The organism is Paenibacillus massiliensis 2301065 = DSM 16942, assembly GCF_000377505.1.
Lineage (GTDB): Bacteria > Bacillota > Bacilli > Paenibacillales > Paenibacillaceae > Paenibacillus > Paenibacillus massiliensis.
The window spans coordinates 432951-456653 of the sequence record NZ_KB898185.1; the positions used below are offsets into that span (position 1 = coordinate 432951).

Consider the following 23703-nt stretch of genomic DNA (forward strand, 5'->3'; position numbering starts at 1 on the left):
AAGCAGGCGCGAATGATCTGGATGCTCAGGTGGGCAGTAGCACGGGTGCGGAGTATGATTTTCTATTATGAATTTTTCATATAATGATATTTTGACAAAAATATCACAAGGGTGTCAATCGTTCTGGCGACCGATTTTCGGGCGGATGCTTGGACTACTGTTTATCGTACCTTGCGGACTCATACTTTTACGATGATTGGACTGCTACTTTTCGCACCTTACGGTACCAAGCTTCGATCAGGAGCTCGCGGCGGGACTCCAGTGCCCTTGTAGCGATGCTCGCTCCTTCTTCGTAGCTTCATCCCCGTGAGCCATCGTCCCCCTGGCAGTTGGGCAAGCAGCCATGTTGCTGCAGTCGACAGCACCAATGCCAGCACGAAGGAGAGAAGCATTCTAACAACGACTGGTAAGGAGGTCAGCAGAGATTCATCAGGTACGTAGGTTACCCTTAGCATCAGAGCATGGATTAGATAACTGCCATAGGACAAATCTCCCAGCACACTCCACCAGCGAGTCATACGCTCACTATAGTTTACGACCATTAGAGCTACCCTGTAAGCAGCCAGAACCAGTAAAATGCAATACAATGCCATCAAGGGTCTTAGCAAGGATACGCTATGAAAGCGAATCACCAGCTCCTGGCCCTGCTGAAAGCTACCTGTTAGTGTATATAGCAAATATCCTGTAATCACAGCAATAGCTGGCCAGTATACCCATTGCAGCCTTCGGGCCCATTCGGTCCACCGGTGCATATGGCTTCCAGCCGCCGCTCCCAACACGAAATAGAAGATAAAATAAAGTATATTACGGTCAGCAAGTGTCGTGAACATAGCCGTAACCACAGGTATATTCGTTCCAGACAACAGCTGCTGCATAGGCCCTACTGCGTACATCAGGGCGATATATAGCAGTCCTGCACCAGCAAGTACACTCAGCCTCCATCGCTCGGATATGGATGCTGTAATTGCACGATACCCCTTAAGGAACAGCGGATACACCAGATAAAATTGAATGATCATGATGATATACCACAGATGGTAACTGCTCTTCCCCGTGAAAAGCTTCACTACGCTGTCTGTCAGGGCAGCGAGATTCCAGTTGGTGAGTGGAATAGCACCATTAGCTATTTGATAAATGACTGACCATAAGAGATATGGAATGATGACGCCTGACAATCGTTTTCGTAAAAAGACGCCGTAGCCCACATCCGCACCAGGCTCCCGATCATTATAAAGAAGAAGCATCCCCGTAATGAAGGCGAAGGCTGGCACTGCAAATTTGGACAGCAGCAGCAGGATCGACATGAGGACTCCGTCCTCCAGTCTTACCTCCTGTACGATGGAAAAATGGGCTATTGCGTGCTGCAATACGACGGCACTGAAGGCCATTCCCCGAAGGACGGCTATTTCATTTATTTTCTCTCTTGAATGTTGGCTCACGTTGACCCCCTGAATTTCTATGGACATGCTGGAACGGAACACACAAGAGAGCAAGGGCATCTGTCGGAGGCTTCATTGCTCTTCCGAAGATACCCTTGCTCTGCACAGACTCACCTTGGTCTGATCTTGTACAGCTAATATCCGATTATAACACCTTACTAAATCAAATGCGGGTGTAGAGCCGCTTGATAAGAATATTTAGTGTAAAGCATGGGTCAACAGCTGGATGAATTAAAGGATTCGATGGGAATCAGGGTAGGCATTACGAGCAGCCTCTACCCGCCGATCGCGATCCTCATCACACAACCTTGGCTTCCCCTCGCCGGGGACCACATCTGCTCGTTGATTCACAGGAAGCTCATCCCCCCAAGCATAACGATCTGTGTTCAGAGAACGGTTGTCACGAAATGTATTATAGATGTCCTCTCCCCGACCATTCTCATCGACGAGCACCAGAATTTTTCCCTGATCCACAAATTTCTCGTATTCAGCGGCCTCATCCTCGGGAATGCCAAGCCCAACAAGTCCACCTACCAGACCACCAGCTCCCGCACCTACAGCTGCTCCAGTCAAGGTAGCTGCAATCGGGCCAGCCGCCAGGATTGGACCGACACCCGGAATCGCCAATGCACCAATCCCAGCCAATAGACCGGCCACTCCACCCAGAACACCTCCAGTTGCAGCTCCTGCGGCTACCCCTTCGGGTGCCCGCGTTCCAGTGTCTTCCTCAATCGCCCGCAGATCGTCCCGATCCTTGGTAAGCACTGAGATCTCATCCTGATGGATACCTTGACGCTTCAATTGATCAATTGCTTCCGAAGCCTCTCGCTCTGTATCAAATACTCCTACGATTTTCCTGCTCATGACAGATACCTCCTCGAAGTTTTGAGTAGCATGTCATGTATTTACCCTATATTCGTTGATTCAAACGATTGGAAGGAGATTTGCTAGTTTAACTTTGAATCTATTGTAATAAATAGACCAGCATAATATCACTATGAAACTTAGGAAAAAGGACCAGCATATAGCAGCTTCTCAGCAGGTCAACCTAATCTGCCTGCAATGGAAGACAACTTATAAGCAACTCGTCGTTTCCTATATTTAGCACCACATAAAAATTAGCAGTAGATTGAATATACAGCAGATCATCTTTTCTAATCATGTTCACGAAGGGATTGGAGGTTGTGGAGAAGAGCGCCCATTTCACTCTGTTACTTGAATCTGTCTTCACAATAAACCCTTCATTGCCCATCTCGCCTTCGCCACACAGGACTACCGTCTCTTCATTTACCCATAATGTATCGTTAACTTGAATCGCTGACCAAATATCGTCATCGTCATGGCTATTAGAAATGGCTGCTAGTGTGGTCTCTTCTCCATAGTTAAGGCGGTATTCCCTCCTAAAGCTGTATATGAATTGATCATTAGGAATGCAGTCGATCTCTACATTGATAACCTTACCTGATTCATAGATAATCGTGTCAAGGCCCAGCAGCTTATGTTGCAGCCACTGCTCCTGTATTGTATGCATGTATTTTACAGCCTCCTTACTAAGGCTCATTAGGTAGCATCCAGCGCGGGCTAAAGGATCTGGAAGCTCTCAACTGTAGCAGCCTTCATCTCACGCTTTGGGCATCTGCCGCGGCTTCGCCCGACTCGTTGGCTCAGCCTCCAGCGGATTATCCGGCCAATAGTGCTTGGGATAACGACCCTTCAGGTCCTTCTTCACCTCAAAATACGCATCGCGCCAAAAGCTCGCAAGGTCTATCGTTACTTGGACGGGCCGCTGCGCTGGTGATAATAAATGTAGCACAACAGGCACCCGGCCAAAGGCGATTCTGGGCGTATCCACCAGCCCGAACACCTCTTGCAGCCGAACATGGAGGGCCGGGGCAGATGGATTCGAGTAATCCAGGGGAATACGCGAGCCGCTAGGCACTCGCACATGCGTAGGAGCCTCGTGTTCCAGTAGCCTCTGCTGCTCCCAGCTGAGCATTCCCGTTAGTAGCTCGGCTGGATTCAGACGCTTCAGATCATCCAGACGCGAGGCTTGGGCTGCATACGGAAGTAGCCAGTCCTCCAACTGCTGTAGGAGTGACTCCTCGCGTACATCAGGCCAGCTCGCATCCTGCTCATGTAGTAACTGGAGGCGAAGCTGCAGCTGTCGCGCTGCCTTGGACCAGTTCAATACGCTTAATCCTTGTTGGCGGATGCCATCCATGAGCGCAGCTGCTACTTCTTCTTGTGACGGGTTAGTCAGCGGCTGATCCTGAAGCACAATAGCCCCAAGTCGGGTCTGCTGACGGGCACGGACCTGCTTCCTGTCTGCGTCCCAATAGACGTTCGCTTGTATAGTTACAAGCTCATTTCGCAGTCCTGTCAGCTCTTGCTCCTCTACTGGAGCAGCCCATTGTATGGTTCCATCTGCACCCTGATCATCGGCAGTAGCTACTACGATGTAGGATGCTCTCGACAGCAGCTCTTCCTTGACGATGCGGACACCCCGGCCATTACTCAGCAGAAAGCGTCCATTACCGCGTGCTTGTCCGATTCGATCCGGATACGCATAAGATAACAGGAGACCGCAGTAATTGGAAAGGCTCTTGTAAGTGGAGAGACTATCAGCTTTGGAGAGTTGCTGAGCTTTGGAGAGATTCTCCATTAATTCAGGCTCAGTTGCCACAGGCACGGTCACAGTAGCGAGAATAGATAGTATTTGTCTACTGCTCATCCATATCCGCTCCACAAGCTCCCTGTCCACCTCCCTGTAGCCTATCACATCGGATTGGCTCGCAGTGGCACGCTTATGCAGCTGCAGCTTTTGCAGTCGATCACGAAGATCTACCCCTCCCCGTGTTAACGGGTCACGCTCCTGAAGCAGAGCTGCAAGGAGTGAAGCCTCTTCTGTTAGTCCGTAGCTGGCTGACCTGATCAGCATATGCCCCAGACGAGGATGTACGCCCATCTTCGCAATGGTCTGTCCATGTGCAGTTATGGCTTCCTCTTTCAGACAGCCGAGTTGCTCCAGCAACTCCTGTGATTGCTGAAACACAGCAGGTGGCGGAGCATCCAGCCACTGCAGCTCCGCAGGACTGTTCACACCCCATACCGCCAACTCCAGTGCCATGGAGGTCAGATCCGCAGCCAGGATCTCCGGCTTACGCTCCTCCGCCAGAGCTCGATGCTCTTCCTCACTCCACAGTCTGTAGCACACCCCCGGCCCTAATCGTCCTGCCCGACCACGTCGCTGATCCGCGGAGGCTTTGGATACACGGACAGTTACAAGACGGCTCATGCCTGTATGATGTGAGTAAAGAGACTCGCGACTTAGACCGGCGTCCATCACGATTGTTATGCCTGCAATGGTAAGACTGGACTCAGCAATTGAAGTTGCGAGGACAACCTTCCGTTGCCCGATAGGTGCAGGGCGCAGGGCGATATCCTGCTCCTGTAAAGACAGGGAGCCATAGAGCTTGTGCACCTGCGTCCCCGCTGGCAGCGACTGCTTTGTCAATTCCTGAGCCGTCCGGTGAATTTCTCGGGCGCCAGGAAGGAAGACCAGCATATCGCCTTCATGCATGCGAAGTGCCTGCTCTATCTTCCCTGCCATGAATCCTTCAAGCGCAGCCATTGCGGGTCTGGGACTATAGATCGTCTCGACCGGAAAGGTTCGCCCGGGACAATGCAGTACAGGCGCTTGCTGCAACAATTCACTTACACTGGACGTATCCAGAGTGGCTGACATCACAATCACTCTCAGATCTGGCCTGAACAATTCTCTTGCCTGCAAGGACAGTGCCAGTCCCAGATCCCCATGAATGTTGCGCTCATGAAACTCGTCGAAGATGAGTAGTCCCACCTCCTCCAAGGCTGGGTCCTGCTGTAGCATACGTGTCAGGACCCCTTCTGTGACCACCTCAATGCGGGTACGGGAGCTGACCTTTGTATCCATACGAACTCTGTAGCCGACCCTCTCCCCCGTCTGTTCCCCTAAAGAGGCTGCTAGACGTGCTGCCGCAGAGCGAGCTGCCAGACGCCGGGGCTCCAGCATAATGATTTTTCGTCCAGCCAGCCAGTCTGCGTCCATAAGGGCCAGAGGTACTACTGTCGTTTTTCCTGCACCAGGCTCTGCCACAAGCACAACCGAGCATTGCTGCTCCAGCGCATGCTGTAATTCGGGAATGATTTGAACAATGGGTAAGGATGTTGTTTCAGTCAATTTCATCGCTCCATACTGTATTCTAATACCTTGAACAATCAAATGTGAGTGTTCATGCTCTATTGAAATCAATGCATCATATTTTGAGTAATTGCAGCCAACAAATCACGACTCATTATAGCATAGTGGCTCACGTAGTAGTTTTGGTTAAATGGAATGGTGATTGAGTTCCTGTATGGAGAATAGCTCAGTTGCACATACTTCCCAGTTAGAGCTACACTTAAAGATACATTATTCGGTAAATATATATTGGAAGGTTACGGGAGGAGACACGATGACACAATTCATTCATCTTGCACCAGAAGACACGATATCGGCCATTCGGCGGAGCGGTATACGAAAGAGTCGTATCCACTATCCGGAAGCGAGCAGCGGGGTCTTCTGTATGCCTGTCATTGATGATTACTATGCGGTCCATCAGTGGCTAAGGGAGCTTAAGCGCTTCAACAAGAAGAATCTGAAGGCCGTTCATTTTCGTGTACGTGATCAAGAGCAGGTCTACTTTGGTAGCTTTTCAGGTAAGCATCGGTACGGAACTGCCGCAGCAGCGGCTGGCCAATTCAGACAGACAGAAGATCGCATGGGCTTCCAAGTCATCATTCCACGCAGGATCGCTGCTGCGGAGATCATCTCTGTACGCTCTGTATCCCAGGTAACTGGCTGGCGTTACTCTCCCAGCTCCAAGGGACGTCCCCCTTGTCTATGTCCGGCTTGCTTTTGGAGAGGACAACATAATGCGAATCGACTGGTCATGCACAAATTCTCGCAAATGCTCACGCAGCTCCGTGAGCCAGAACCTCGCACGCAGATTCAAGCCTTGCAGGAAATTAGTGAGCTAAGGTTCAATCATCCAGGCCGGATTAAGGACTTCGAGCCGCTGCTTCATTTATTAAGCTCGCCTGACACGGAAGTCGTCATCCATTGCCTTGATGCTCTTGCCCAATTCCAGAATAATACGGCCTGGCACGTACTTACGGACCACCTGCACCATCCTGTGCAGCAGGTACAGCTCGCAGCAGCCCAACAGCTGCTATATTGGCGAACCACTCAGGCACAAAAGCTGCTCAACCCCAGAAAGGATGATATTCCTGGACTTCATGAGTTGTTGTTGCTATATGGAGAGGACGGAGAGGACACAGAAGCCTAGAGAAGCCATATTCTCGGTCTTGAATCGCAGCAAGTTATAGTCCTTAGCACACAGTACGTGATACATAAATACTGAAAATAAGGAAGCGAAGCCGATGAAACCATCTGTTCATGATCTGAATCAACCATCACATGCAGGCAATATACCTGATTCCTTTGCAGCTTTCAAGGACCAACACCCCTCTAGAGACAGACGTGGACGATTTGCGCCCACTCCCTCTGGACAGCTCCATTTGGGTAATGCCAGAACAGCCTTGCTTTCCTGGCTTCAAATGCGCTCAGCAGGCGGAGAGTTCGTATTGCGGATTGAGGATACAGACCTGAACCGTTCTCGCACTAGGATTACCGAAGGAATCATCGAGGACCTCTACTGGTTAGGTATCGACTGGGATGAAGGTCCCGATGTCGGTGGAAGCCTAGGACCCTATCAGCAGAGCTCCAGGCTCTGGAAGTACGAAGCCGCCATGAAGGAGCTTACGGCAGCAGACCTTCTCTTCCCATGCTTTTGCAGCCGCGCTGATCTGGCAGATGTCGTGCACGCTCCGCATGGCTTGACCCGTGAAGGTCCTCGTTACCCCGGAACCTGCCGTACACTTACCCTGGAGCAAGCTGCGGCTAAGACCAAGCAAAAGGGCCCCTCCTATCGCATACGGGTAGACAGGTTGCCTTCAGACGAGATTCATTTTGTGGATGCCATGGAAGGGGTAACAACATTTCCTGCAGGCTACGGAGGGGATTTTATCATCAAACGGGCAGATGGAATGTACTCCTACCAGTTAGCTGTTGTAGTGGACGATGCTGACATGCAGATTACAGATGTATTACGGGGAAATGACCTGCTAGATTCCACCCCAAGACAGCTTATGCTATATGCTGCTCTTGGGGTGACTCCTCCACGATTCGCCCATGTGCCGCTTGTCTATGGCCCTGATGGACGAAGATTAGCCAAACGGCATGGAGGAATCTCCCTTCAAGCGGCACGCAGCCGAGGAATTCGGCCGGAGCAAATCGTAGGCTGGCTAGCTTACCTGAGCGGTCTGCTCGAATACCCTGAGCCTGTCGCGGCCACTGAGCTTATCGCTCACTTCGACCTCGACAGGCTCACAAGAGAAGCTATCCACCTGTCTAGTGAAGATTTGCAGCGACTCCAGACAGCACTGTAGAATGACTTCCACTTTAGGGGTAGTTATACTGTTAGATTCCTTTCAGTCGAGCCTATTTGAGCAACTTTAGAACAATCAAGTGTGCAACAATGTATAGGCTAAAATAAGAGGGACTCCGCCCCATCAATGACAATTTGCGAGCCAGTAATATGTGAGGAATACTCTGAAGCCAGGAAGGTAACCAGATCAGCAACATTCTTAGGTTGGCCAGGACCATCCGCCAGTGGCTGTCCACCCTCAGGGAATTCTACCGGAATAACAATTTCCTTCAGCCCGTCCGTCTTATCAGTAGTCTCATCAATGTTCGTCGCAATCGCACCTGGGCAGATGACATTGACGCGAATTTTGGATTTAGCTAGCTCCAGAGCTGCCATCTTGGCAAACGCCGTCTGAGCTGCCTTGGAGGTGCTGTAAGCTGTCATGCCAAAGCTAGTGAACCGCTGATTCCCATTGATCGAGCTCGTAATTATTATACTTCCGCCCCCACGTGCCTTGAGATGGGGAACAGCATATTTTACTGTCAGGAAGGTGCCGTCCAGATTAATGTTGAGCGTCTTCCGCCAATCCTCCAGTGACAGCTCCTCAATCGGCGCGAGCACCCCGTTGATTCCAGCATTAGCAAATACAATATCCAGCCCGCCGAACAACTCCACCGTCTCCAGCACAGCTCTCTCCAGCCGTTGTGAGTCTGATATATCCACATCGAACGCGCGTGCAGCACCAGGACTGAAGCTGTTGATCTCCTGCTCAGTAACTGCCGTACGCTCATTAATCAGGTCAAAGAGCGCTACTTTCGCTCCCTCACGAGCCATCTGGATCGCTGTAGCTTTGCCAATGCCGGAGCCAGCTCCAGTAATAATAGCTACTTTACCCTCAAACCGTGGGCCATGCACTGCAGGAAAGTCCACTGGAAACATCATATGTATACACGCTCCTTTGCCAATGTTAGCATTCTGTATTCAAGATTACCCAAAATAGCATGGTTTATAATCAGCTCATTAGTGCACGAGCTTATTTCGGATACTTAAATCATATTAGGAGACGGCAAAGAGCACCGAAATGGCCTGTAAGCTCTCCGGTGCTCTCACTTGTACTTATTATATTCCGTGACTGCCTGTACAACCTATGATGTCCCTTGCCAGCCAAGTTCAATGTAGGCTGCGTCGTCATCCAGCCCATTTGTATGTCGCGCATCTAGCAGGACTTGGATTTGATCATCTGGTAGCCAGTCTCGAATAGCATCCAGGTCAGACAACCCATCCGTGTACATTTGGAGACGGATCGAATCCTTATGGGATAGCTTGAATTCCTGCCAGTGCGGTTCGCCCCCGACAGGGCCCCGAGCAGAAGACCAGCGCTCTCCCGTCTTGAAGGAGCCACGGAACATATGCTCCAGTTCCTGATCTCCCTGCCATAATCGCAGACGTGAATCCCCCTGCCAGGCGAGAATCATACGCCCCTTCTTACCGCTGCGAGCCGGAAGTTCGATTTTTCCACATATGTACATCGACTGACTGCCTTGCTTGCGCTTGTCCTCCAGCACATTTCGGAGCATCTCCGATACATGAGACAACGACTCTGCTGCCAGTTCGCTTGCTGCGTCTACTGCGAGTGATTTCAGGTAGGACTTGAATCTGGCGGGGGTAATGTCACTCTCGCGCTCCATCCAGTCCAGCAGAGATGAGCCCAGAAAACGAGCTGCAAAATCTCCGCGATAGCTCATGCCCACCCCGTCACATACAACAAAGCTGCAGCTCCCGTCCTTAATCCGAATAGCCGCAAAATCCTGGCCGCTCTCTCCTACACTGATAGATTCCGCCGCCCGTCCATAACCATAGCGACAGTAGAACCGGCTTTGAATTGAGGTCAATGGCTGTTCTCCCATCTGGGAGCTGATGTATTCAAATGATGTTCCCTTCTGCTCCTGCTCTCTACGCTTCTTCAAGGATAACAGTGACAGCAATGGCCTCATAGACAAATACCTCCTTACCTCACTGGAGTAGCTGCTGACATTTGAAAACCGATGGATATCAGCTCGGCACAAGTACCTGGCAGCATCATAGTGGCCCCTTCACCCAGCTGATAATCTGCCTCATATAGCATTTCACGGTAACTCTCTGGCAGCTTGGAGGACATATTGCGCAGCTTGATGGCATGCTCGTCCTTTAGCTCTGTCTCGTCAGTAATCCCCTTCCAGCGACGCGGGTCCGGAATGGGGCTATCAAGCAAGCGATCCGATATAAAAATATTCTCCACCAGCACGTTGCCGTCCGGAACACTCATGGACATAATCCGCTTGGCGATTGGCTCCGGATCATCCCCTGTCGACACACCATCTGTCATATGGCATACGAGTGGAGCCGGACAATCCTGCATGCTTGGTAGCTCTGCCTGCAATATACGCTCTGCCTGCTGAAAAGCCTTGGCCGAATCCGAGAAGCGCTTGGGTGTCAGATCAGGCAGTGACCCGATGGCTGCAATCTCATCAATACCCTTGATACCGTTCAGTAGGTCATACACATCGTCACTATAGGCCAGAATCGCGATTCGATATCTGGGTGTCAGACGATTGCCCTTCGTGGAACGAAACACCATCTGTCGTATCGCAAGAGACAGTGCCTCGTACACCACATCCATTCTGCGCCGTCCATCCATGAGCATATTCATGGACGCACTGATGTCAATCAAATAGATAACCAGAGCCGGAGTTCGTTGGGATGCTTGTATACTGTAATTCATTGTTTATGGTCACCTCGGTCAGCCATTAATTTCTCTAGTGTCCCGCTCTGGTCAGATTTTCGGAAGTCTATAATCTGAATTCCCCAAGAAATTATAGATCGAATTCGCCCGATAGCCGACTTCACCTACAGATTTATAATAGCTAGGGTCCTGATTATAGATTTGGAGGAACTGCTTGGCAAATGTTTTTGCCTTGTCTGTACGTCCTCCTTCTTGTGAGCTATAAGCCTTGTTGTAGATATTAATCAGTTCAATAACGTTGGCTTTGCGCTCTGCTGCCAGTTGCTTTTTACGCGCCTCAGCCGCTGCCTTTTCTTGGGCTACTTTGGCATCGCGTTCCTTCTTCCATGCCAGATAGGCCTCATACTTGGCCTGACGATCATATTTCTCCTGCAAAGCCTGTTTGTCTGCCTCGGTCTGCTTCTGTTGCTTCTTCGCTGCTTCGGCAGCCTCCTTGGCTTTAAGATCAGCTTCAGCCTGTAGTCGCTTCTGCTCTTCCTCCTCTTGCTGCTTCAGGACAGCCAGCTGAGCTTCCTTGGCTTGATTATCTGCTTCAGCTTGAATACGTGCAGCCTCCTCAGTCTGTCTGCGCTCCTCTTCCTCCCGAGCAGCCTGCTCCAGCTGAGCTGCAGCCTCCAGTTGCTTGGCATGATCTCGATCCGCCAGGATCTGCACCGTCGGAATAGAGGCCACCAGCAGCACCGCTACAGCAGCGGATGTAATCATTACCTTCTTCGACTTGTACCAGGCAGGAGTCTTGGGCTTCTCCACAGCAGGCGGATTCAATTCGGCTTCGAGACCATCAATAGCTGCTCGAATCTCAATCTGCAAGGGGCTATCTTCCTCTGTAAAGTGATACAGAGAACGATAGATCTCCAGAGCCGCCGCGAGCTTGTTCTGCTGCTCCAGCTCACGCGCTTCATCGAATAAGCGATTCATAACACCTTTGTCTCCCCGGATCTCAGCGGAATTAAGTCCCGACAAGGCTGCCTTGGCCTCTTCACTCAGGTCGTCAACGGACAGTTGTCTGCCTGCTGAGCTTCCAGCCACTACACTTGTCTCTGCAGCCTGTCCCACTCTTTCGGTGGCATAAGGTACAGGTCTGGATGGCGACGGCTGCCCTGCAACGGAATCAGACAAAGCAGATTCGTCCGAAGACTTAGCGGCCCCCTGGTTGTTCTCGCTCGCAGAGCGTGGAGACACGGATGACATATAGTTCTCCATCCGCAAGGAGCTAAGCACCACCAGCCATTCTCCAAAGGTAGGACAGCTACTCAAATCCTGACTGTCCCAGGCACGCTCGAACAATTCAGAGACCTTGGTCCCCCAGCGGGTTTGAAGGGATTTCTTCAGTATGTGATAGCGCTCGGACGGGCTCTGCATTTCATGCTGGTCAAAATAACTCTCGCCCCACGCTTTGTCAACGACAATGGCATCGGACCAGCCCATCATCTCCGCGATAATGACTGCCCCTGCAAAACGGTCTGCATAGCCGCTCCACAAGCCGCTAGACACCGTTCTGTGTGCAGCATATCCCGGTGAGCCTGCCAGCAGGGAATCAGGCCTGTCCAGCTTAGTGCTGTACATTTGCTCGACATCCACCAGCTCCACGGGTGATCTTCCATCTGGCAGTTCTACTTCAGAAAAAAACGGAAGCATGACATTGGGAGCAGACAGATCACAATGAGCCAGACCGCGCTGCTCCATAGATGAACCAATGCCGGCCAGCGACTTCGCCAATGCGAGGCTCTCAGCAGGGGTGATCACCCGTTGCTCCGTAATGCAGTCGAACCATGTCATACCATGGACCCATGGCATGAGGACCGCATACAGCAAATCCGGCTGCGCGGCAATTAGGTCTCCGTTTCTTTCGGGAGTGAGCACGTCTCGTTTGCAGACCTGCAGGCCAGGGATATTTCCGTAGGCTTCCATGTGCTCCGATTGGTATACCATGGAAGGTATACGGAACTTAGGGAAAAATACCTTTAACGCTTTGGCTTCATGAAGCTCTCCATTAGGTGCAAGCAATTGATAGACAATTCCCTGTCGACCTGCCTGCGCGTAAGCAATACCAGGTGCTGCAGGATGGCTGCCGACAATGTACCTCTTTCCATTAATCAGCAATTCATCCCCAGGGTTGGGTTGAAAAGACATTCGACATCCCTCTCTTTGACTTCGATCGGTAGGTTATACATGGCTGTAGAGGATTGATTGCTCATCCTCAAACATGTCAGAATCCACTTTAATGACGGTGTATGCTTAAATGACGGTGTATGGCAAGAAAACCGGGTGTCCTAAGAGCGCCCGGTTTTCTTGCTTGCAGCCAATCGCCGATCTATCGATCAGCTTATGCTGCTCCATACATCCATTGTACAACAGGCCTCCCGCCGTGAACACATGCGAGGTGCTCAGCACCAGCTTTACTGTGTATCTCTAAGCAGGTGCAACTACGGCTAACAGAAGCACTGTTACTTCGCTTGGTCCACTGTACGGAATTTATTGGCAATAGCAGTCAGCTCTTGGCTGATGCTGTTCAATGTTTGAACGAACAATTGCATTTGCTTGCTAGCTTCCTGGAACTCCTGGAAGAAGCGTTGCTTTGTCATACCTTCCCATTGGCCTTCCATGCCTTGAATGGATTGTGTCAGGCTGGAAACGATCTGCTGACTTTGCTCGCCACTTTGCTTAAATTGGTTCGCCACCTGATCTACTTGTTCTGGTGTAATTAAAATACGTCCTGCCATGGAATGAATCCTCCTTGTTGAGTTAAATTGATTTGGATGAAAATGTTGGGAATCGAACTGGTTCAAATTGTACTATAACCTTTTTTCAAATAACAAAAGGCAAAAGACCTAATCCTTATTACCCCATTTCCCTCACATAAAACACATCTTTAGTAACTTTTAGGAGACGGCAGGTCCCATTCACTGCAAGCTGGCATTAGATAAAAGTGAATCAAAGCTTAGCTTTGTGTAGCTGCATGTTCATTACGTATGAATGCTGGATCGGAGAAATGCCAGTCGCTAGGCTGCTCCAAAGATGCTTGTCGCAGAATATCACCGTGCAGATCAACCGCACGATACTCGGCTCCTCTAATGACGGTCATGACAGACGAGGGGTCTGAAATATTCATCATTCGTTCACTCTGCTCGGTCAACAAGGCGGATGTTCCTGAGAAGGAATGTCTGAACATCGTAGCTGGCCGGGCTTGGCTGGAGTGGGCAAAGGACAAGATGGTGCTGTACTGATGATCTGCGGTCTGGAATTGATCGGCCTTGGTGTTCAGCTGAGTCCCCATCGTCCGAAGACTGGAATGAATGTGCTCGGAAAGCCTCCTGGCCTGCTGCCATTGCCGCAACACGTCCTCACGAGCAGAGGTCTCCCAGCTCATGGATTGAAGTGCCCTTTCCAATTCAGATGTCAAATGTTGAATCTGCTCCGCCGCGTTGTGTAGCTGACTGCTAAGCGTTCGAAGCACATCCGGTTCTACACGAATGCGCATGTCTATCACCTTTCTTCTGTCCCTGCAGACTGTCTTAACCAATCAAGGAGTAATGCCAAAAACTGCTCCTGCGTCGTTAATGTAGCAATCAACCAATCCCCGTTACCGACTGAGCTCATCCGATATAGCCAGCTCATGGAATCACATACCGTAAAGGCAGCACGCTGCGATTCCCATTCCTGTCCGTTCCATACCAGAAGGGTAAGCTCCCCTTCAGATACCTTGGAACAGAGCGTCTTGGCCAGCATGGCTGCTCCCTCGGGATCACCACTGGCTTCGGTCAGCATGGCACGAATTACCTCTGTGTTGTTTTTATCGGCCAGCTTATTAATTTCGTGAAATCTTTTTTGGGAGAACATTAGAGCCGGGGATTCGGCTGGCACCTGTTCACGCCATCCCATCTTCTCAATGATTGTTTCACAGGCGCTCTCTACATCACCAAGCTCACTTAAGCGGTACTCATCTTCATCCGACTGCGCGAGCTCTACAACCTTCTCGTTCGTGCAATGAAGATAGCCCTCAAATCGCCTGCCATCCCTTGTGTACTCGATTAGACATGCTCTTCTGGACAGTCCGGCAATAGCGACTCTTGAGAAGACGGTCGGCGGAATTGCCAGCTCGCCCCCCTCTTCCACCTGCCGCAGATAACCCTTCTCCAGCAATGACGTTTTTACCTCTTCCCATTCTCGGGTTAGCTCTTCAGCAAGATATCCCTGAAATGGATCCTCCACGCCCAGCAGTCTCTCCGATCCAAGTACACCTGCCAGAAAAAACAGCTCCTTGGATTTCAGATGTATCATTTTTTGTTGGGAAACTTCAAACGTTAACATTATGTGCCACCTCCCCTCAAACCACAACGTGCCATCGGTCACGAATTTTGATAATCCATTCCTCACAGTTTTGGCTATTTTCAAATGGAATTGCCGCTTTAATCCTTGTAAATTTGCGACGTACGTAGTATCCCTGGCCAGGAGGCAGGACTTTCAGCCCTCCTGATACGGAGTTCGATTCAGTATAAGGAATACGAAAGACGGATAAATCATTGGGATCAACGGTGCCAAATAAAACTCCACTTTGACTGGCTTTGACATCGTTGAACCAATCTACACCAAAGGTCGGGAAATCAGCAGGTACACCCGAAAGGACTACGTGCACGTTCCGATCACGGCCGAGCCGCACAATCGCGGACAACTGATCCTTCACTGTAAAATCATTAAGCTGCTTGCCAAGCATATCAGCATCATCAATAAATAGTACAATCTCCGGGTCGGAGCCTTCCTTCGTCCGTTGCTGCACGGCTTCATAAAGCCTCGCTACAAGCGGTGCCAGCTCTTCCTCGCTTTCTGCGGCTGCCGTTACATGCGGCAGATGTCGCAGTCGGGAGAGTCCACCACCACCATAGCGTGTATCAACGGTATAGATCTCCAGACGAGTTGGAGAGTTGTAATACGCCAATGATAGAATCCAGCTCATTAGGAAGGACGTTTTGCCCCCTTCCATCGGACTACCAACGAGAAAGTGCGGGCCTTCCTTCAGATTCAGCAAAAATGGCTCAAGGTCATCACTTTGTAAGCCGACAGGTACATGGAACGGTTGAGCTGTCTCCCAGCCTTCCGGCCTGTTCCAGCTAGCTAGGAGATCAGCCAGCTGAACCTTCTCGGGCAGTGGCAGAATCTCAGGAGCCGTGCTCCCCTCCCAGCATTCAGCGATCTTGCGAATCCATTGTCGCAGATTGGACGAACGCTTCGTCTCATCTTCACCCGGCGAAGGGAGTGCTGTCTGAAACTCCAGCGGCGGAACCTGCCCCTTGAGCAAGGCTCGGCCTGGAATCATTGGACCAGGGATTTTCGCTGGTCGTCCTACAGCGTAGTAGTAGTCACTTGGGTCGGACAGCTCGAAGCTGACAGCATTAGGTATATTGCTGCGGAACTTCTCGAATAGATCCGTAATCCGATTAGCAGTAATAATGAAGGTAATTCCAAGACTTCCACCCTCACGCAAAATCGTCTCAAGCAGCTCATTTTCGTCTGGAAACGCATTGCGGAAGTTCAGATAGCCGTCGATTACAACTAAAATTTGCGGGATGTTCTCCACTGCCGAGCGACGATAGCTGTTCACAGTCTTGACTCCGGCTTCCGCGATCAGCTCTTTGCGCAAAGCTGCCGATCTAGACAGGTAACGGAACAATCTCTTGATCCGGTCCTCCTCTTCAGCCATCATTACTGCACCTACTTGCGGCAGGTCTACAAAATCACGCATCGTTCGGCCCATATCAATTATATAGCCGTTCCACTCTTCCGCTGTATATTGACTGGCCATCGAGATGAGTAGCGTCTGGACAAAGGTAGTCTTCCCCATGCCTGGCATACCGTAGATCGCCCAGTGACCGTGGTCAGTAGCGATACTAACAGGCTCCTGACGCTGATTCGGCAGGTCATCAATAAGCCCTACCACGGTCGTTAAGTCTTTTGGACCATAGAACCCAGACCCCTTGGCATGTGGAGAAGGGATCTCTGTAAGATCAATGCTCTCTGGCAACGGAGGAAGCCAAGGACCTTGCAGCCTCTGGATGCCTGCCTGCTCAGCCTGCGCTGCAATATAATCAATGAATACTTGCAGCTGCTTTTGGGATTCCTCCATCTGAAGCCCGGTTGCTGCACGCTCTCCAGTCAGCAACGGCTCACGCTTGCCATTCAAGCGTAGCTCATTCACAGGCAATGCAGCTGATACATCATTATCTGTTCGGTAAGGAGCGCCGCTCCAAGCATACTGAAGCTCTTCGAAGATTTCGTCACTTCCGACTTGAAAATAACCTCTACCCGGCTTCGTAATCCAGGCAGCATTTGGAATCTTGATCATATCCCGGCTATCCCCTTCGCTTTGTACACGAAGACATATTCTGAACCGGGAGTTACTCCATATTTTATCGTCAACAACGCCTGCTGGTTTTTGAGTCGCAAGGATTAAATGGACCCCCAACGTACGACCTATAGCCGCAATACTGATAAGTTCATCCATGAATTCAGGCTGATCCTTCTTCAGCTGTGCGAATTCATCAATAATAATGACGAGATGAGGCAAGGGTTCGGCCTGACGTTGTCTGAGCAGACGATAATATTCATCGATATGCTGTAGATTTCCTGCCTGATTCAATATTTTCTGACGTCGTACCAGTTCCGCCTTGAGCGAGATTTTGGCTCGCTCGATCAGGCTATTGTCAAGATTGGTAATCGTCCCCACCACATGAGGCAGATTTATGAAGGTGTTTGACATGCCTCCGCCTTTGTAATCAATCAGCATAAAGGCCAGATCATGAGGATGGAACTCTGCCGCAAGCGAAGCTACGATGGATTGAAGGACTTCACTCTTACCCGATCCGGTCGTACCAGCGATCAGACCATGCGGACCATGACCTTGTCTCTCAATCTTGTCGTGCAGGTTGATCATTACAGGCTTGCCACCAGCTCTGACTCCCATTGGCACTGGCAGCGTATCTGGATGTCTGGTCTCCTGCCAACGCTCCAGCACACTCAGTTCCTCCACTCTAACAACACCAAGCATATCGAATAGCGGCAAAATCGCTGGAATGTCCGAGGCGGAGGAACGCTTGAGGCGGATGGGTGCCATGAAGCGGGCAGCTGCTTCTGCCTCTTCTAATGAGAAGCGATCAAGTGCGAACTTTTGCTGCACTACAGCAGCAGAGTCGGATTTGAGCGTCGACACGCCCGATTCGGAATCCACCTCTACGATCAGTTGACACTGCATCGGGAGCGCCTCCTTACGTGAGGCGAGAACAATGGTACAGGAGTCGATTGCATCTGCTTCCTCCAGCAGCAAGGGCAGTAATGGCTCTTCTTCGATAATCTGACCGTCAGACAGCAGTGTAATGTAGCATGGAAGCTCCATCTTGCGATTGCTTCGTTCTGAGCGGCTGCCCTTGCGACGATTCAGCACAGCAAACAGGCTGTCTGCCAACTGGTGTGCACTGCTGCTGCGATCAGACAGCATTCGCTGCGAACGCTCATCATCCCACACATGGGGCATCCAGCGCATCCAGCTCCATTCCTGTTGCTCACGCTCCTCGTAGAAGGCAGCGATCTTCACCTCATCTGGTGAGTGCCGCACAGTCACCTGAGCAATCATAACGCGCAATGCGGCAAGCACATGCTTGCGCTCGCCAACGATGCCGATGACCTTGGATTTGAACAACGGTAGTGTAATGGAAGCCTTGGATACCGTCTGAAAATCATGGGCCAGCTCATGTGCTGCCTCAATAAGCGGCTCCTTTTCGTAACCGTCGGCTCTTGGAACCTGCACCTGAATATGAAAAGGAACCTCCCCGGTTCCAATTCTTACATCGAGAAAATCTTCGTCCTCGGGAGACCGTTCCCACAAAGAACTGCTGCGACTTTTGACAACCTGGGCGCACAGTTGAGGATCACCATGTATATCATACAGGATTCGTACCTGCTCCTGTCGCTTCTCTTCCAGTTCTGCGCGATGCTTGTCCAACTGCTCACGATACATTCGTTCGCGCTCCTCCAGTCGCTGCCGATATTCCTTCTTATTATGAAGGTATACGAAGAAGGGAATGGTGTAGGAGCTAAGCATCATGAAAATAGTCACCATCTGAAACATTAAATAGTTGCTGTTAGCCATTTTACCGGTTCTGCTCATATAAATGTAGAAGCCAACAGTTACAGCCGTCATAATTACTGGGATAATAATAGAAATAATCGAAAAGGTTGGTTTGCTAGGCTCGGACGGCGGCCGCAGAATCTCCAGTTTCTCATCCTTTAGAGCAGGGCGAAGACGCGGGGATCGTTGATAAAGTGCATTCACGCCAAAAGTCCCCTTTCTATAAACTGATCAATTTGACCTCGTTTGAAGTCACGAGATATGGGTGTATTTACCCATTTTTTTGTTTTTGAAACAGAGTCCTTCGTCCATAAATCGGCGCCTCATCCTCTGTCGTAGAGAAGGTTCGTTGAATCCGGATCGTACAGCCCTCTCGCAGGCCTGCGTCCATCAGCAATTGCCTGTCATCCACCAGGAACCACAGACCATCTGGAAACTTGGCTTCCATCATATATTGCATCCCCTCACTCGGGGCCTCTCCAAATATTCGAATTCCGAGCATCAGCTTCAAATGCTGCACAGAATACTCATCATCTACATCAATATCGAACCAGTCACTTTCCTCTCTTCCTGAAAGTACGGTCAAAATCATCCCATGGCCTCCGCATCTGTTAAGGATTGTGTATGGGGTCTGGAGGAACTCCATCTATTTATTTAGCTGCATTCTACTATTACCTATTATATAGAAGCTCCACATTCATGGATTAGCAGCCGTCCCATATAACTGGTTGGTAGCCAATACATTCAAGAGCTATGTGATCATTAGCATGTTAGATTAAGTCTTGTGGCGTCCTTATAAGCTATATCTGCAAAATCAGTGTGGATTATATGTGCTTTCTATTATATATACTGTATGAACGTTAATCTGTTGCGCAAAGACTTGGACAGCCTCTAAATCCCGTCTTTTCCCACTCACTCCAGTTGCCTGGCAGCTCTCAGCCTGAACAATTAAGTGTAATACCACCTGAAGAACCCGCTAAAACGCTAATGTAACTGTACCCTAGCCCTATGAATCTGTCAATTTGTTACAAAATACCCATAGACCCTTATAAAATAAGTCTTAAGTAGTCTTTTTTATCTGAGAGAAGTGACTAGCGATGCGATTAATCACACTTCTCTTGTGGGAAATGGATTGCTCTTGGCTTGTTCACCAATCGTGCTTTGCTTGTAGTTCAAGGGATCGTGAGCACAATCGACAAAAATCCCCTAACAGATAATTGATTGTGATTTCATTCAATTGTGAACAATTTGAAAACTTTTATGACCTTTATGTTTTTATAAGGTGCTTTTAAGGTAATTTTAAGCAACGGCTTTTAGAATAAATACCATGAAATAACTCTAGCGAGGTGATTTCTTATGAAAACATTAATTACATTCCAAGACAAAAAAATCCCTGTGTACTTTACTCAAGAAAATAAACAGCCTATGCAAAAAACATTAAAGCTTCTCTCCAATACATTGGAGAATAAAATTAGCACTGGCAAACGTACTCTGCAAAAGTATTTGAATTCCTTGATCAGTATCGAAATTGTAGGCAGCGAAGCTATTCTGCACAGCATTAATGAGAATGATTCGCTCGCATTGTCCCTCTACTAATCTTAATCAGTAATCGAACATGGACGCAGTGACATAGACTACCCCCTAACTTCGCCGAAGCTTAGGGGGTAGTCTTATTGAATACATTATTGATATATTAGCTTCATATAGATTATAAATTCAATCTGATCAATTTACCATTGTACATCCGCTGCATTAGTTAGAGCAATCCTAGATTTGATAAGCATAAATGCTCAGCTCCTGATCATCCAGGGTGTAGCCTGTACCTGTGTGACTCCACCCCGTTCTCTCGTAGTAGCCCTCAAGATCTGTGCACAGGAACAACCGTGAATAGCCCATCTCGCGCGCTTCTTTCACAGCATGATTTTGTAGTAGATCTCCAATTCTTCTGCCTCGATGTGAAGACTCCACATGAAGACAGGCCATCCATGGAGATAAATCCTGTCTACTATTAAGATCACTTCTGAGTAATGCATACGAACCAATAATCTGTTCATCCTCCATCGCTAGATAAAATCTGGGTACTTCACTATCCGTACTGCAGGACTGAATAATACAATCTTTATAAAAGTTAAAATTAGATTCCGTTCCCCAATGCGTCCAGAAATATTGAACAGCCTGCTCAAGCAAGTCAGCATGATCACGAACATTAACGATTGCAATCATCTTGATCTCCTTTGCATATAAGTTTCGTCTATAGAATAGCACAATATGAAAATAGAGACCCGGATGGGTCTCTTCAAAAAGTTGTTGTTGTTACGTACCCTACAGCTTTCCTTACACTTTCCCCTTCATATGTCTGTGTGAGGACTGCACCTTGGCTCGCTCAATGCGAATCCTGAACAGCTGCAGCAGATTATGTCTGGTGTGCACATCCCGGCAGTTGTCCAGTTTTCGCAAGATAAACCGATCAATGGACATTAGACTCGATGCTCCTTTACAGCGTTCTCTGCCGCTCAGGTAAGTACAACCATCTGCGGTAATTATACCTTACCCAATATATGCCATTCCAAACCGTGTCTACAGTCAAGAACCCGTGCTGTCAACATCCAAGGAACACTTACGTAAGAGAGTCCGTTTCCCGATTGAGCATCGTACAATCCAAAGCCATCGGCCTTCTCTTTCAATTCTGAGCTTAAGCAAATCCATGAACATGAACTGCCCTGGAGGTCAGGGGCGGATTGTCACCGAGGTTCCAATGGGTACTAGCCCCGCGAGTTCAACTACATCGTCGTTGTACATTCTTATGCAGCCATGTGATACAGCCTGCCCAATCAGCCAAGGCTCGTTGGTACCATGAATGCCGTAATGCGGCTTAGATAGTCCCATCCAGAACGCACCGTAAGGTCCGCCCGGGTTGGCCTGTTTGTTCACAATGGTAAATTGCCCGTGAGGAGTCTGTGTTGCCAATTTTCCAACCCCAATGGGATAACCTCTGACGACCTTGCCATCCTGAATGAGATACAAGCGGAAGTCGGATAGGTCAATAATAATGCTGTACATATATCGCATCCCTCCTGTTAATCAATGTATGCAGATGAGGTTCACGATATCGCAAAGCACGGTCGACAGAACTCCACGCTGGCAGCGACTACACTACCAGCCCAAATCCCGACGCCAGCCCGTCTCCCTGCGACTAGCCGCAGAGCCACCACTTTGTCTCTTGCGCTCCTTTTGTGCTTCCTTACGTGCCTGGTACTCCAGCTCCCGGCGCATTTTCTTGAAGCTCTCTATTCTCTGCTGAGGGATCTGACCATTCTGTACTGCTTCTTTCACTGCACAGCCTGCTTCATTCTCATGACGGCAATCCCGATAGCGACAATTCCCTGCCACTTTATCAATATCTTCAAATGCTGCCGTTACGTCCGCACCATCGTCCCACAGCGTAAGCTCCCGCATCCCAGGAGTATCGATCAGCACAGCCCGGCTGGCAAGTGGTAGCAGATGCCGATGTGTAGTCGTATGTCGCCCTTTGCTATCATCCTCACGAATGCCCTGAGTCACCTGCTGCTCGGAGCCTGTTAGCCAATTGGCCATGGTTGATTTGCCACAACCTGACGAGCCGACCAGAGCAATCGTGTGCCCAGGCTGAAGGTAGCTTTCCAGCTCCTCCATACCTCGCTCCATTTTGGCACTGATCACGGCTACTGGCACACCAATGGCGACACTACTAATCTCGGCCACGAACGGAGTGGGGTCCTCGCATAGATCACTTTTGCTCAGTACTACTACGGGATTCGTGCCGCTATTCCATGCCATAGTCAGATACCGCTCCATTCTGCGCACATTATAGTCTCCATTCAGAGCCTGCACCAGAAAGAGTGTATCGACGTTCGCTGCAATCAGCTGTTCCTTCGTCTCCATCCCCGCTGCCTGCCTGGATATTCGGCTTCGACGCGGGAGCACCTGATGAATTACGGCATCATCCACAAGGCCAGTGCGGGTGATCATTACCCAATCGCCAACAGCAGGAAAATCAGACTGGCGTTCTGTCTGATGCCTGAATTTGCCGGAGACCCCACCCCAACACTCTCCTTCCTTGGTTACTAGCTTTAATTTTTGACCGAAATCCGCAATCACTCTAGCAGGCTGTGAGTTCTCCTTGAATTCCGCCGCCTGTCTTTCTGACGCTTCTGCTTGCGCTAGCAGCATCCCATTCCATACTTCGTTCCAGTCTTCTGTCCAACCATATTGGCTAAGATCTGTTACTTGATTATTCATTATTGTTCATGCTCCTAATCGTGTATTTAAATGTGTACTCTACCCATAACGACGACCATACTTAATTTGCCAGCCCGAATGAATCCTGAAGCCCTCATATCTCACCGAATTAGTGCATTTCAAGCTCCATTCGCGGGCTGCCCCCCGTTGCGGAACAACGCAAAAAATCCGCAGGGATATCCCTGCGGAGACTGCGCTGTGTATTCTACATACACGGCAACCAGAACCAATGCGTTCCACTTCAAACCTCATCAGGATAGACGACGCTTGGGACACAGTAATTCCAGTTATTACAAAATCGGAGACTCTTTAAAGAGACCTCCCCAATTCTGTAATGCAAAAACCGCAGGGAATCCTCCCTGCGGCTCAGCATTATAAACAGCTCAGACTGCCAATATTACAGTCTTACTGCTCGCTACTATTCCGTACGGGAGGCGATATTTACAATCTGAGCAATTCTATTCAGCTTCATCATAGTTACCGCCTCCTTCTTAAATTTAACTGGATTATACTTGTAATTGAACTGCTTTGTCAACCATGAACTTCCAAATACAGACCACAGATCCGCTTCCCCTTATA

General features: G+C 49.6%; 20 protein-coding genes. 3 read left to right on the top strand and 17 right to left on the bottom strand.

Going from position 1 to position 23703, the window contains the following annotated elements; genetic code table 11:
- Positions 1–218: 218 nt before the first annotated feature.
- From D328_RS0101950 to hrpB, 4 genes are all read right to left on the bottom strand, one after another.
- Positions 219–1439, bottom strand: coding sequence for an acyltransferase (locus tag D328_RS0101950; RefSeq protein WP_231505357.1), 1221 nt, complete (start codon positions 1437–1439; stop codon positions 219–221).
- Between the two features lie 231 nt (positions 1440–1670).
- Positions 1671–2303 carry a general stress protein gene (locus tag D328_RS28220; protein ID WP_018883262.1) on the bottom strand — a complete coding sequence of 211 codons (633 nt, stop codon included), beginning with the start codon at positions 2301–2303 and terminating at the stop codon, positions 1671–1673.
- Between the two features lie 184 nt (positions 2304–2487).
- On the bottom strand, positions 2488–2970 hold the full coding sequence (locus D328_RS0101960) for a hypothetical protein (protein WP_018883263.1): 483 nt from the start codon (positions 2968–2970) through the stop codon (positions 2488–2490).
- Between the two features lie 90 nt (positions 2971–3060).
- Positions 3061–5664: an ATP-dependent helicase HrpB gene (hrpB, locus tag D328_RS0101965; protein ID WP_407667775.1), complete on the bottom strand. Its 2604-nt coding sequence runs from the start codon at positions 5662–5664 to the stop codon at positions 3061–3063.
- A 268-nt stretch (positions 5665–5932) separates the two neighbouring features.
- Between hrpB and D328_RS0101970 the strand changes: the two genes are divergently transcribed.
- Together D328_RS0101970 and gluQRS are read left to right on the top strand one after the other, a co-directional pair.
- A complete protein-coding gene (locus D328_RS0101970) occupies positions 5933–6805 on the top strand; it encodes a HEAT repeat domain-containing protein (protein WP_018883265.1) in 873 nt (290 codons plus the stop codon).
- A gap of 94 nt (positions 6806–6899) precedes the next feature.
- Positions 6900–7967, top strand: a complete 1068-nt coding sequence (gene gluQRS / locus D328_RS0101975; protein ID WP_018883266.1) for a tRNA glutamyl-Q(34) synthetase GluQRS — start codon at positions 6900–6902, stop codon at positions 7965–7967.
- A 98-nt stretch (positions 7968–8065) separates the two neighbouring features.
- On the opposite strand, the gene D328_RS0101980 is transcribed toward gluQRS, so the two are convergent.
- From D328_RS0101980 to D328_RS0102020, 9 genes are all read right to left on the bottom strand, one after another.
- On the bottom strand, positions 8066–8887 hold the full coding sequence (locus D328_RS0101980; RefSeq protein WP_018883267.1) for an SDR family oxidoreductase: 822 nt from the start codon (positions 8885–8887) through the stop codon (positions 8066–8068).
- Positions 8888–9090: 203 nt separating this feature from the next.
- A complete protein-coding gene (locus tag D328_RS0101985) occupies positions 9091–9939 on the bottom strand; it encodes a protein phosphatase 2C domain-containing protein (RefSeq protein WP_018883268.1) in 849 nt (282 codons plus the stop codon).
- A 14-nt stretch (positions 9940–9953) separates the two neighbouring features.
- A complete protein-coding gene (locus D328_RS0101990; RefSeq protein ID WP_018883269.1) occupies positions 9954–10706 on the bottom strand; it encodes a vWA domain-containing protein in 753 nt (250 codons plus the stop codon).
- 51 nt (positions 10707–10757) lie between these two features.
- On the bottom strand, positions 10758–12860 hold the full coding sequence (locus D328_RS0101995; RefSeq protein WP_018883270.1) for a hypothetical protein: 2103 nt from the start codon (positions 12858–12860) through the stop codon (positions 10758–10760).
- A gap of 314 nt (positions 12861–13174) precedes the next feature.
- The gene (locus D328_RS0102000) at positions 13175–13450 is read right to left on the bottom strand and encodes a WXG100 family type VII secretion target (RefSeq protein ID WP_018883271.1); all 276 of its coding nucleotides are present in this window, start codon (positions 13448–13450) and stop codon (positions 13175–13177) included.
- A 218-nt stretch (positions 13451–13668) separates the two neighbouring features.
- Positions 13669–14208 carry a WXG100 family type VII secretion target gene (locus D328_RS0102005; RefSeq protein WP_018883272.1) on the bottom strand — a complete coding sequence of 180 codons (540 nt, stop codon included), beginning with the start codon at positions 14206–14208 and terminating at the stop codon, positions 13669–13671.
- 5 nt (positions 14209–14213) lie between these two features.
- A complete protein-coding gene (locus D328_RS0102010; RefSeq protein WP_018883273.1) occupies positions 14214–15038 on the bottom strand; it encodes a hypothetical protein in 825 nt (274 codons plus the stop codon).
- 16 nt (positions 15039–15054) lie between these two features.
- Positions 15055–19050 carry a type VII secretion protein EssC gene (gene essC, locus D328_RS0102015; protein WP_018883274.1) on the bottom strand — a complete coding sequence of 1332 codons (3996 nt, stop codon included), beginning with the start codon at positions 19048–19050 and terminating at the stop codon, positions 15055–15057.
- 67 nt (positions 19051–19117) lie between these two features.
- A complete protein-coding gene (locus D328_RS0102020; protein ID WP_018883275.1) occupies positions 19118–19438 on the bottom strand; it encodes a hypothetical protein in 321 nt (106 codons plus the stop codon).
- Between the two features lie 764 nt (positions 19439–20202).
- Between D328_RS0102020 and D328_RS0102025 the strand changes: the two genes are divergently transcribed.
- Positions 20203–20442 (top strand): hypothetical protein, encoded by a 240-nt coding sequence (locus D328_RS0102025; RefSeq protein ID WP_018883276.1) that lies wholly within the window; start codon positions 20203–20205, stop codon positions 20440–20442.
- A gap of 171 nt (positions 20443–20613) precedes the next feature.
- Here the strand turns inward: D328_RS0102025 and D328_RS0102030 are convergent, their stop codons facing one another.
- The 4 genes from D328_RS0102030 to rsgA all read right to left on the bottom strand — a co-directional run bounded on the left by D328_RS0102030 (position 20614) and on the right by rsgA (position 23124).
- Positions 20614–21069: a GNAT family N-acetyltransferase gene (locus D328_RS0102030; RefSeq protein WP_018883277.1), complete on the bottom strand. Its 456-nt coding sequence runs from the start codon at positions 21067–21069 to the stop codon at positions 20614–20616.
- 111 nt (positions 21070–21180) lie between these two features.
- On the bottom strand, positions 21181–21324 hold the full coding sequence (locus D328_RS31155; RefSeq protein WP_018883278.1) for a hypothetical protein: 144 nt from the start codon (positions 21322–21324) through the stop codon (positions 21181–21183).
- A 249-nt stretch (positions 21325–21573) separates the two neighbouring features.
- On the bottom strand, positions 21574–21906 hold the full coding sequence (locus D328_RS0102040; protein WP_018883279.1) for a L,D-transpeptidase: 333 nt from the start codon (positions 21904–21906) through the stop codon (positions 21574–21576).
- Between the two features lie 93 nt (positions 21907–21999).
- Positions 22000–23124, bottom strand: coding sequence for a ribosome small subunit-dependent GTPase A (gene rsgA, locus D328_RS0102045; RefSeq protein ID WP_018883280.1), 1125 nt, complete (start codon positions 23122–23124; stop codon positions 22000–22002).
- Between the last annotated feature and the right edge of the window lie 579 nt (positions 23125–23703).